General features: G+C 35.9%; 6 protein-coding genes. All 6 read right to left on the bottom strand.

The features are described from left to right. Nucleotides 1-4: 4 nt before the first annotated feature. Genes ACB104_RS14640 through ACB104_RS14615 form a run of 6 tightly spaced genes read right to left on the bottom strand, consistent with a single transcriptional unit; the run spans nt 5 to nt 12,318 of the window. Entirely contained in the window at nt 5-1,759 is a 1,755-nt protein-coding gene (locus ACB104_RS14640; protein ID WP_370479912.1) for a glycoside hydrolase family 13 protein, read from the bottom strand. A gap of 14 nt (nt 1,760-1,773) precedes the next feature. Continuing rightward, entirely contained in the window at nt 1,774-3,534 is a 1,761-nt protein-coding gene (locus tag ACB104_RS14635; RefSeq protein ID WP_370479911.1) for a glycoside hydrolase family 13 protein, read from the bottom strand. Between the two features lie 2 nt (nt 3,535-3,536). Then, nucleotides 3,537-4,445 carry a GyrI-like domain-containing protein gene (locus ACB104_RS14630; RefSeq protein WP_370479909.1) on the bottom strand — a complete coding sequence of 303 codons (909 nt, stop codon included), beginning with the start codon at nt 4,443-4,445 and terminating at the stop codon, nt 3,537-3,539. 8 nt (nt 4,446-4,453) lie between these two features. Beyond that, complete coding sequence (locus ACB104_RS14625) at nt 4,454-5,779, bottom strand: vanadium-dependent haloperoxidase (RefSeq protein WP_370479907.1); 1,326 nt, start codon at nt 5,777-5,779, stop codon at nt 4,454-4,456. Next, nucleotides 5,766-9,005: a VCBS repeat-containing protein gene (locus ACB104_RS14620; RefSeq protein WP_370479906.1), complete on the bottom strand. Its 3,240-nt coding sequence runs from the start codon at nt 9,003-9,005 to the stop codon at nt 5,766-5,768. Before ACB104_RS14620 ends, ACB104_RS14625 begins: the two co-directional genes overlap by 14 nt. Continuing rightward, nucleotides 8,998-12,318, bottom strand: coding sequence for a VCBS repeat-containing protein (locus ACB104_RS14615; protein ID WP_370479904.1), 3,321 nt, complete (start codon nt 12,316-12,318; stop codon nt 8,998-9,000). The genes ACB104_RS14620 and ACB104_RS14615 overlap by 8 nt, the downstream gene beginning before the upstream one ends. Nucleotides 12,319-12,418: the final 100 nt, after the last annotated feature.

The raw sequence follows: 12,418 nt of genomic DNA, 5'->3' as shown, positions 1-12,418 counted from the left end.
TTTATTATTTACTATGATAAAGTCTAGCTTCCCACGGATTTAATTCCAGCGTTTCAGTATCGATTTTCTGGCCATATATGGGTAAGTTTCCAAGAATTAACTTATAATTTTTGAATTTTGAATCTAATTTGAAAGGAACTTCTTTTCCAGACATATTTAACACAACTAAGTAGGTGTCATCTTTTCCAGATCTGGTATAGGCAAATATTTCTGGATGTTGTCGTGCAATGTCTTCATAATCTCCATATATCAAATCACGATTCCCTCTGCGGATATCAAGCAATTTGCGATAGAAATGAAAGATGGAGTTAGAATCTTCTAAATTATCCTTAACATTGATTTCTGTGTAATTAGGATTAACTGCAAGCCAAGGTTTATCGATCGAGGTAAAACCAGCTTGGTCTTCAGGAGACCATTGCATTGGTGTACGCGCATGGTCTCTTCCTGACTCATTTAGCTCCTCTAAATAAGTTTCTGGACTTATACCATTAGCTATTACTTTGGGGTAATTACCCTTTATTTCCACGTCATCAAACTGCTCAAATGATGTAAATGGATAATTGGTCATACCTATCTCATCCCCCTGATATAAAAATGGAGTGCCTCTTTGGGTAAGCAATAACATGGCGAGTAACTTAGCAGAGGCCATTCTAAATTCTGGGGAATCGTCACCAAATTTACTTACAGTTCTTGGGTTATCGTGGTTTGTTAGAAAAAACGTTGGCCAATTAAAATAATTCACAGTGCTTTGCTCATTAACCAACTTTTTAAATTGAGGTAAGGTCCATTCGTTTTGGTACCAGTTATCACGTCCAATCCTAACGGCATCAAACCAAAATGCTAAGTCAATTTCTTCATTGCGCTCATCGGTTAATTCCATAGTCATTTCTGGTGTCCCCCCAAACGCTTCACCAACAGTCATAACGTCATACTTAGAGAGCACTTCTTTATTCATTTCCTTGAGAAACTCATGAAGTCTAGGACCATAAGCATAGGTGAATTCAGGGTGTTTTAGCCCAATAGAATCCATATCTTTAAATTCCTGACGTTTAGATATTAAAGCTATGACATCCATACGGAATCCATCAACCCCTTTATCTAACCAAAAACGCATCAAATCATAAACTTCTTCTCTTAATTTTGGATTTTCCCAATTTAAATCTGGTTGCTTTTTTGCAAAATAATGCAAGTAATATTCACCATCAGGCCCTGCCTGCTCCCAAGCTGACCCTCCAAAAAATGACGGCCAATTATTTGGCTCTTTTCCATTTTTTCCAGGTTTCCAAATGTAATAATCACGATAAGGATTGTCTTTTGAAGACATGCTTTGCTTAAACCACTCATGCTCGTCACTTGAGTGATTAACAACTAAATCTATGATGAGCTTTATACCACGCTCCTTCAAACCGGCCAACATGTGGTCAAAATCCTCCATAGTCCCAAATTCTTCCATTACTTTTCGATAATCCCTAATATCATAACCATTATCAGCATTGGGGGAATCAAAATGCGGACTCAACCAAACCACATCGACTCCTAATTTTTTAATATAGTCAAGCTCTGAAATAATTCCTTTTATATCACCAATACCATCGCCATTGGAATCTTTAAACGATCTTGGATAAATTTGGTAAACAACAGCTTCCTTCCACCATTGTTTTTTAGGAAAAGACTTTTCATCTATAATCTTTTCCTCCTTTTTCTTTGCACAACTACTTAACAGAATAATTGTAAGCATGAGAATAACATAATTTCTCATAATCCAAGGTTCATTTAAAAATTCAATTCACAAATAACAGCCTGATATGGCTTTAATGTTATAGATTCTCCTGTAATACTTAATTCGTCATAATTATTAATCATTGTTTCACCAATAGCTTTAATTTGCGGCAACGTTACACTTGAATCATGCTCTGTAAAATTCAACAAGACCAAAACCTTTGCATCTTCTAAAGCTCTTGTAAAACAGTAAGTTTCATCGTTGTCCTTATCCAACAATTCATAAGCCCCATAAACCAAAATCTCATTTTCTTTCCTCAATTTAACCATTTTTCTAAAATGATTCAATACGCTGTTGGGGTCTTCTTCCTGCTGGGCAACATTAATTTCTTTGTAATTATCATTCACACGTTTCCATGGCTTTCCAGTTGTAAAACCGGCATTTTCAGAATCATCCCATTGCATGGGTGTACGGCCATTTTCACGTGAATTGTAATTGAGCGTTTTCATGAATTCTTCCATGTCGTCCCCTCTCTTTTTTGCCATGCCATATTCTCCAATCGCTGAAACATCTACATATTCTTCAATTTTTGGCATGTCAATATTGGTCATTCCCAATTCATCGCCATAGTAGGTATAAGTCGTTCCTCGCATGCTCATCAAAAAAGTATTTAACATTTGCGTGGATACCCTTCTAAATTCCGGAGTTGGATTTCCAAACCTATTCACCATTCTAGATTGATCATGATTGGAAAGGAAAATAGACAGCCAACCTTCTTCAGCAAACGCTTTATCCCATTTTGTAAACACATCTTTAAATTCTGCAAGTGTATAACCTTCGGGGGTTCTTGAAAGGGTAACATAATCGAAATGATAGGCCATTTGAAGTTCCTTTCTATCAGCATCAACCAAATCATGTGCATCTTGGAACGTAGTTCCTGCACCCTCTGAAACGGCAAAAACATCGTACGGTTCAATGACTTCTTTGTACATTTCCTTTAAGTAATCATGTAGGTATGGACCCATACCATACCACTTGGCGAAATCCTTTTCATGACCTTTAGGGAATTCTGGAAATGTGGTGTCTTTGCTCACAAATTGGAAGGCATCCATTCTAAAACCATCAACACCCTTTTTTGCCCAAAACTTCATGATATCATAAACCTCTTGGCGCACTTGCGGATTTTCCCAGTTTAAATCGGGTTGTGCCTCAGCAAAGGTGTGTAAGTAATACGAGTTGTTTGATTCAACATAATCCCAACCTCCTTCTGGGTCAAAAAGACTATGCCTGTGTGGTGGTTCTCCTTTTTCGGCCGGCCACCAATGATAATAATTATAATATTTGTTATCCCTAGAACTACAGGCCTGCTTAAACCATTCATGTTCATTACTGCTATGGTTTACAACCATATCTAGAACAAATCTTATACCCTTGGCCTGCATGCTATCCATCATTACCTGAAAGTCTTCCATAGTACCATATCTGGGATGCACAGCTTTGTAATTACTAACATCATATCCATTGTCCACCAAAGGAGACTCAAAAAATGGATTCATCCAAACCATAGTAATTCCTAAACTTTCTAAATAATCCAGTTTCTCAATAACACCTTTAAAATCACCAAAACCATCTCCATTGGTATCATTAAAACTTTGTGGGTAAATCTGGTACAGCACACCCTCTTTCCACCAAGCTTTGTCATTACCGGGTTTAGACACTTCTTTAACTTCGGTTGAATTTTCTTGATTTTTTTTATTGTCGGCACAACTCATAATAAGTAAAGGAGTTAATAAGGTTAGAATTAATCGTTTCATAATTAGCTAGTTTTAATTGGTACATATATTTCGGCTACCCATTCAAGTTCGATACCTCCAGAATGCGGATCGTTTAAAAACACTTCTATTGGGTTGGTTTCAATTTCAATATTATTCCTGCTGGCGTAATCAAGAAGCGTAAACCATCCCCTATCTGATATTCTATAATTACCGTTGAAAACTGTTTTCAGAGCCTTTATTTCTTCAATAGTTTTAATTTTAACGAATTTAGATTCTGGGTAAGAATCCCTATTACCAATTGGAAAGCAAAAATTGAAGGTTATAAAATCTTCATTTAATTTCCAATCTGTAACTTGTAAAAATGGGTCACCTATCAGCTCAATTTCATTGTCTCTTAGATAATCCATAACATCAATCGTATGGGCTATCATGAGTTTTGCTTTTTCATTCATCTTACAACTCAAGGTAATGTATGCACAGGTAACTTCTGGAAAAGTATCTTCTGAAACTGGTGATAATTTATACTCTGTTTCGTGCATTTTAAGTCCTTCCCTTATATGCTTCACCGTCGCTAGGCTTCTTTTCACAAAATCTGTTTTGGCAAATGGAGCATTGATTTTTTGATATAGACTATGTGTTTCATCCTTTAATAAGGCCGTTACTTTAGTGATTGAATCTGATTTTCTTTCAATTGACCATTTAATATCAATAATAGAATCTGAAATATTGAGTTTTTGGTTCAATTTTGAAAAAGGAGTCTTAGAAATTGTAGACACCGCCTTTTTGCTCCTTGGTTCCCAGTTATTCCAACCCACAAGCGTACTGTAAACAATACCAGGCGCTTGATGTGTTTTAAAGGTAACTTTGTAATTGTAATCCTTAATAAAAAAGTACCAGCCAATTACCGCTACACAAACCATTATGCCTGCCGATAAAACAAATTTCTTCATGTTTTCCTTTATTTCATCTTGACTTTTTCGGCTACTAGATGACCTACATCCCTACCTTGTTTTAACCCTTCTTCTATTGCCGCCCGGTAATGGATACCTCCATACAATCTGCTAATAGCGGCCTCGTCTGCGGCCGTATTAAAAGAGGTAAATGCTCTTATAGGTAAACCAAAAGGAACCTCGGTATCATCAGCAAATTTGAAATTGTCGCCAAAAATTGACGTCAAAACAGTTGATGCTGAACCCGAAACCACCGAGTGACCGCTGGTATATTCCGGAAACGGAGGGGTTTGCAAAATAGGCTTCCAATTTTCGTCAATATATTGATTAATCAAGGTTTCTGGTCTAATTAGATTGCTTCGGTACTTTTCGTCCCAACAGCTAATAAACGCTTCAAAAATGCCTATCGATGTTTTTGTTAATGCATAAACGGTTTCATTAAAATCAAGATTTTCATTTTTACAGGCGATTTTGGTAATTCCAATCCAATGTGCGCCGGGTGAAATCTTTTTAGTTGCAAACATTAAATGGCCTCGGGTAACTGTTGCAAATGGATTGCAATCCCAAAATTGGGCTATTTCCACTTCCTCTGAATCGTCTCCTAGCTTATCCATATTATTCCTTACATCATAAACTTCAATAAGTTCCTTATAGAAAGTTGAATCTTTTTCCAAAGAAAATTGTGGTGGTGGAATTGGTTTGAATTGTGACGCAGAGTCTAAAACCATAGTTCTAATTTTCATCCAATGTGGCTCAATACCATCCATATATGCAGGTGGAGTTGGCTGCCAACGCGATGGGTCGTCTGCATCCACATTAAATTTATGCATTGTTCTGGTTTGGATATAATTATCGCCATTCATCCAATCTTTAATATGGTCAGCCACTTTTATTCCATAGGCTTCCGAAACCTTAAACTCCTTTTCATTTTTATCACTCCAAACACCATATAAACTATCCCTTAAGTGAATCATTTTGTCTTCAGAAAAAATGAGCGTCTTACTCAATTCCATATGGGCCACCAAGGCCGAAACTTTTAAATTTACATTTTGGCTTTCAGGCTTTGGTATCGGTGTTAATCCAGAGATTTGACCAGACAAAGACTTAAAGGTTTCATTATTTTGGGCAATAATTTCGAAAGCGGCAATGTTAGGATAAACATAAACCCTACTAGCCACCGGTGGCGAAAAAACATCATGAATCATTATATTGGTAACTAGGTCTACAGAATCAAAATAATTCTGTGAAGTCACTTCAATAGACTCTTCTTTAGTATTACAACCTTGCAAGATTGCAAATCCTGCAAGCAGCAAATACGCCTTATTCAATTTCATAAACTTGAACATCATCATTATGTATTACAGCAATTAAATATTGCTTGTTATTAAATTTTATGGTCTCTAATCTTGTAACAGCCTTGTTGAAAAATTCCAGCCCTAATGCATTACCTAATTCAATGTCGTTTTCGCTTGAAATCAATGCCCCCAAAAAGCCATCAAAACGACCATGATATGGTTTTACCCCAAAATAATTTCCTGCACAAAGCACATGGTCTTTTCCTGATAGATTGATTTTAACAAAACAGTTTATCGGTGCAACCTGTAATTGATTATTGAATGGCTGAAAAACAAATTGACCGTTATTATTTTTCAAAACCCCTGAAGCCAAAGTATGTACTTCAAAAACTTTTGAATCATCTAATATCGATTTATCAAAAACCTGATTAATTGGCTTACCCGCAAAATCCTTATAAACCGTAAACTTCTTTTTGGTAAGGCTTACAAGCTGTGAACTTAATTCGTCCAACCCTTCTAGTGTATAATATTTTCCATCCTTTTCGGTAGCCAACAGTGTTTCTGTTTTTGAGTTTTTATCGAAATCAGCATAATACATCAGCATAGGGAATTCTTCAGAAGCTTTAAACTTAGTATTTGTGCCCCAATTACCCAAAAGATAATCCAAATCACCATCAGCATCTATATCAAAAGGAATAATAGCTCGCCATAAACCGTTTAATGGGCTGGATATATAATTACTTGTTTTATCAATAAACTCACCATTATTATTTTCTAAAAATAAAGGTGACATCCACTCACCAACCACAATTAAATCGTGTTGATTGTCACCATTAAAATCCGTCCAGGTGACATCTCGAACCATCCCCAAATTGCCTAATGATTTTTTACTGAACGAAACACCATCGTTTTGCAAGATGTAACTTTCAGGTATATTTCCGAAATCATTTGAGATACTGGCATTTCCAACAAACACATCTAAATCGCAATCTGCATCAAAATCAGCAGCCTTAATTACGGCCGTATCTTCATAGCCTTCTGGAACATTTAAAGTTTCCAAGCCTGTTTCTGAAATAGTATATAAAGCATTTTGAAGAGCTTCTGATTTTCCAAAAAACTCACCACCACCAGCAGCAACAAACAATTCATTTTTATTGTCATTATTAAAATCTGAAATGATGGCCGAACTTTCTTCAACAATAGCATTATTCTTTAAAACAGCATCTTCATATTTCAGAAAACCTGTATTATTTTGGAGGTATATTTCGGATGGGATATGTTTGCCGTTCCCAAAGAACACATCATCTTTTCCGTCGTTATTTATATCTCCAACAGCTATTGCAGGACCTCTATCAGAAATTTGGTAAGGAATTAATTTGTTGCGATTGGAATCGATGTAATTATTATCCGTATGCTTGTATTTGATTCCTAAATCATCTTCAATTTTTGTGAAAATTTGACGGCTGTGATCTAGCTCCAAATTGTATTGATAAGGCCTTGCATTTTCATACAAAACAGTCAAAGTTTGATTTGTACTGATGTTTTTTAAGGTTTGATAAGTTTTATTTGGCCAGATTACTTTTATGGAATCTATAGTCTTTAAGCTATCCAACCCAAAATGCAAAATGGGTTGAGAAGACGACTGAAACCCCCGTTGCAAAAACAGCTCTTTGGATTGAATCCATCCCTGATTATACAACTTAACCTTGGTGCCAATACCGAAACTATTCTTTTCCAAATATTTGAATTGAAGTTTTAAATAGTTCTTTTGAGAATTGGTATTGTTTATGTAAACAGTTGCTGGTTCATCAATATTATTGGTCACTAAATCTAAATCACCATCATTATCTAAATCACCATAAGCCGAACCCGTGGAATATGATTCATTTTCAGTAACCCATATATCCGTTTGATTATTGAATATTAAATCGGCACTTCCTTGGTAAAAACTGTTTTTCAACTTTCCATCAGGCATATAATCTAGAGCTTCCTTATCAATTAAATTAGTGGTTTCAATTTTCTTTTTAACCTGGCTATTTGAAATATACTTAATATAATCTAAATCATTTGGACGCTTAGGAATACCGTTAGCTATAAAAATATCCTGATTTCCATCTTGGTCGTAATCTGCAATTAAAGCACTCCAACTCCAATCGGTGGCCGCAATGTTGCTCAAGAATCCTGTTTCCGTAAAACTGTTGGCACCTTGATTTACCTGAACCATGTTTCTGGCATATTGGTAATAATAACCAAATTGCTTCGTACGTAAGTTTTGCAATTGTATGTTATCATCTCCAGCTGATGATTTTAAGACCTTTTCATCTTCAGGAAGCATATCTAAGGTAATTAAATCGATATACCCGTCATTGTTGATATCGGCCGCATCGTTACCCATTGAAAATTTGCTGACATGGCCAAAATAGTCTTTTAAAGATTCCGAAAAAGTCCCATCACCATTGTTCAAATAATAATAGTCGTCCTCATGAAAATCGTTGCTAACGTAAATATCAGGATAGCCATCTTGGTTAAAATCTGATATGGCCAATCCCAGTCCGTACCCATTTGCTCCACCAAAAATGCCGGCACTTTCACTTACATCAACAAACTTATTATTATCGTTTCTTAAAAGTTTATCACCACTTTCATAAGTCCTGTTGTTCCTGATACTGGCTTTGCCAAATGACTCTTCCGAATGAATGGCATGATTAAGCAAATACACATCCAAATCACCATCCAAATCATAATCAAAGAATGCGGCCGAGGAACTGTAATTGTCAAAATCCAATCCGTATTCTTCAGCTTTTTCCGAAAATGTTAAATCGCCATTGTTAATGTAAAGTTCATTCATACCAATAAATCCATTGGTTCCAGCCACAGCACACACATAAATATCCAACAGGCCATCGCCATTTACATCGGCCATAGATACACCTGTGCTCCAATCATTTTTTCCAGCAACTTTGGCCATATCAGTAATATCCTCAAATGTTAAATTTCCTTTATTTAAATAGAGTTTGTTTTGGTTTTGGTTTGAAGTGAAAAAAACATCTGGAAAACCATCATTATTTACATCGCCTATGGCCACACCACCGCCATTATAATAATAAAGGTAATCCAAAATATTTTGGCCAACCGTATCCTTGAGTGTGTTGTTAAAACGAATTCCTGAATCTTTGGGCGATAAAACCGTAAACAGCTTTTCAGGTTCTTTTTTGCAACCCAAAAGAACCATTGAAACCAAAATATATGGTATAAATTTAATCATGGTTCAATTTGAAAATTTTAGGCTGTTGGTTATTAATACCTATTATCAATTCAATTCCTTGCGTTGTTTTAAGCGTTGAAATATTCTTAATTTCCCCGTCCACAAAAAAGCCGGAGTCATCATAATCTACCCAATTGAAAGCACCATGACCATTACCCAACAATAAGCTTCCATAATTGGCATCAAGTCGAGAATACTGCGGCTTAAAGTTGTATTGGTTTCCACCAAGCACTAAATCTACATTTGAATCATTATTTATATCCAAAACAGCAATGGCATTTACACTTGAAAATTGCACTTGTGTAGGGAGTGGAATTATTTTAAAATCGCCCGATGGGCTATTTAAAGCCACTACCGTTTGAGAGATGTTTACTTCCCTAACAATGGATTGTGAAATGATTTCTTCAGAAAAAAGCTCATCAATAGATTTAGTGGCGTATTCTGAGAACTTTAAATTTTTCTTTTTTAAGGAAACTATTTGTGCTGTAAGTTCGTGTTTCGTAATAATGGGCACATCCTTACCATCAATGGTTTCCGTTAAGATTTGCTCAATCGTTCCGTTATTGTCGAAATCGTTAATATAGATTTTTATGGGCTTTTCTTTTGAAGGCTTGTAAGGTAAGTTCAATCCGTTATTGCCCAAAACCAAGTCAGGCAATCCATCATGGTTTAAATCGGTAACCTGAATGGTGTTCCACCAACCTTTAAACTGACTTAAATTGGTGTTACGTTCAACCAATTGCTTTCCATTATTTTCAAAAATCCTAGGTGTTCCCCAATCTTCGGTAACAATCAAATCTTTTTTGCCATCGGTATTAAAATCGTACCACTTGGCATCCGTTACCATACCTAAACCATTAAAGCCATAGGCTTTATTCTTGGTGATATCTTTAAAGATTCCCTTGCCGTCATTTTCCAATAACTGTTGTTTGGCATTAATGCCATAAATGGCAGGAACACTTCTACTCCCAACAAAAACGTCCATATCCCCATCGTTATCAAAATCACAAGGTGCAATTACCGACGCATTGTGAAATGTGGCTTGAATGGTCTCGCTACTTTCAGTAAAATAGCCTTTACCGTTATTGAGATATAATCTAGTTTTATAGCTTTTTTCATCTTCTACCTCATTTCCTCCTGTGCCCACCATAAGGTCTAAATCTCCATCATTATCAGCATCAAAAAATGCAGATGCCGTATCTTCAAGGTCTTTATCCTTTTCAAATCCTTGTGTAACTGATGCAACCAAATCCTCTGAAGACGTTTGAAAAAACAACTTACTTTCTTGCCCTTTTGCTCCTCCTACAAAAATATCGTCTAGCCCATCGCCATTAACATCGGCAACCGAAATTGTTGGACCTTCTCTGGAAAGCATTTGGTGTATTAAACCTTCATAGTTAAAATCGCTATGGTAATTCTCCTGATGAGCGCTCATTGTGGTGTTGACCTCAGACAAGAATGTGTTCTTGTTTTTATTTAAAGGGGCTAATTTTTGTAAAGCATCTGTTTGTTTGAATATGTACTTTTTATTTGGAAGAATATTTGCCAATGTTTCTAAAGAATTATCGGGCCATATAATTTGAATGGAGTCTATAGATTTATTTCCAATTCCGATGGTTTGGACATAATCAACGGATGATTGAAAGCCTCTGGACGGAATAACCTCCTGAAGAATAACTTCTTTATCTGAAAACAATTTTATTTTACTGCCAATGCCATATCTGTTTGGGGATTTTCCTTTTAATTGAATTTTTATATGCTTATTTTGGGTTAATGTTTCCGCATTGTTTTTATAAACAAGGGCTTCTTGGTTTACATTATTAATTACTAAATCCAAATCCCCGTCGTTATCCAAATCCCCATAAGCAGCCCCATTAGAGAATGTAAGCTTATCAAAACCCCAAGTTTCAGTAACATTTTCAAAACCCAAATTGCCAGAGTTTTTAAATGCATAATTGGATATAGGGTTGCTGGGCATTTTATTTACAATGTTTGAAACCTCTTCCTTTTTACCAGTAAGCACCATATTTTGGATAATATCGTTGGCAAAAAAGGTCATAAAGTCTTGATTGGTTAAATCATGATAAATACCGTTGCACACATAAATATCTTTGTAGCCATCGTTATCCATATCAAATAAAAGTGCGCCCCAACTCCAATCTGTTTTGGACACGCCGCTTAAATTGGCTATTTCCGCTAAATAATTATCACCTAGATTTAGCTGCAAACTATTTTGCATGTATTGATGGTCAAAATCCAAACCTTGCTTTCGTTGATAAACGTCATAGGTTTCAAACTGGGTGGTTTCTTTTACTCTTTTACTGTGCTCTGGCAACATGTCTGTAACAAACACATCTGGATTACCATCATTGTTAATATCGGCCATGTCCGCGCCCATTGAGGATTGGCTGGTGTGCGCCGTCCAATCTTTTATAGATTCGGTAAATGTGCCGTCTTGGTTGTTGATGTAGAGGTAATCGCGCTCATAAAAATCGTTCGACACATAAATATCCGGATAGGAATCCTTATTGATATCGCCCACCGTTACACCGAGTCCAAAACCTATTAGGCTTCCAAAAATTCCAGCTTCCTCGCTTACATCAACAAATTTTCCATCATCATTTCTGAGCAACTTGTCCCCACCACCTTTTAACAAGCTAGGCACTTCCCAATCTTCCGCACGAAGTTCCCGTTTGTTCGAATAATTTAATGAATTAACGGGGATAAAACTATTGTTAAGAATGTATACATCTAAATCGCCATCCTTGTCATAATCAAAAAAAGCGGCATGGGTGGTCAATCCATTTTCCGCGAGATTATACTCTTCCGCCTGTTCACTAAAAGTTAAATCGCCATTGTTGATATAAAGCTCATTTTTTAAATTATCGCCCTTTACATTTCCTGCGTTACACACATATATATCCAATAAACCGTCATTGTTAATATCAACCATATTAACACCTGTTGACCAAACATTGTTGCCTCCAATATTGGCTGATTTGGAAATGTCCTCAAACTTTAAATTGCCTTTATTAAGGAACAATTTATTTGGACCTTGGTTTGCCGTAAAAAAAATATCGGGCAAGTCATCATTATTGATATCGCCAATAGCCACGCCTCCGCCATTATAGAAATTACGATAAGTAAAAATATTGACTTCCTTTTCGTTTTGAACCGTATTTGTGAATTTTACACCCGTATCGTTTGAATCTAAACTGGTAAACAGCACATCTTTATTTGAATGATTAGATTCTTTACTACACGATATATAAACAACAACCATTAAAAAGAAAAACACTCCCTTTTTGCTCATAATTAATAAGAAGACTTAAAATAGTTAAAAAGACAATATAACATGATTTGACTTTTAGATATTAACTGGTTATAAAAAAGAGGGGGCGAACCACCACCCC

It is taken from the genome of Tamlana flava, assembly GCF_041287255.1.
Taxonomy (GTDB): Bacteria; Bacteroidota; Bacteroidia; order Flavobacteriales; family Flavobacteriaceae; genus Tamlana; species Tamlana flava.
The sequence above is the reverse complement of the archived record's forward strand: the minus strand, read 5'-3'. Positions and strand labels throughout refer to the sequence as shown.

Bases quoted from the DNA above. Each gene is read 5' to 3' on its own strand.
- ACB104_RS14640 (WP_370479912.1), bottom strand. From the start codon at position 1,759: ATGAGAAATTATGTTATTCTCATGCTTACAATTATTCTGTTAAGTAGT.
- ACB104_RS14635 (WP_370479911.1), bottom strand. From the start codon at position 3,534: ATGAAACGATTAATTCTAACCTTATTAACTCCTTTACTTATTATGAGT.
- ACB104_RS14630 (WP_370479909.1), bottom strand. From the start codon at position 4,445: ATGAAGAAATTTGTTTTATCGGCAGGCATAATGGTTTGTGTAGCGGTA.
- ACB104_RS14625 (WP_370479907.1), bottom strand. From the start codon at position 5,779: ATGAAATTGAATAAGGCGTATTTGCTGCTTGCAGGATTTGCAATCTTG.
- ACB104_RS14620 (WP_370479906.1), bottom strand. From the start codon at position 9,005: ATGATTAAATTTATACCATATATTTTGGTTTCAATGGTTCTTTTGGGT.
- ACB104_RS14615 (WP_370479904.1), bottom strand. From the start codon at position 12,318: ATGAGCAAAAAGGGAGTGTTTTTCTTTTTAATGGTTGTTGTTTATATA.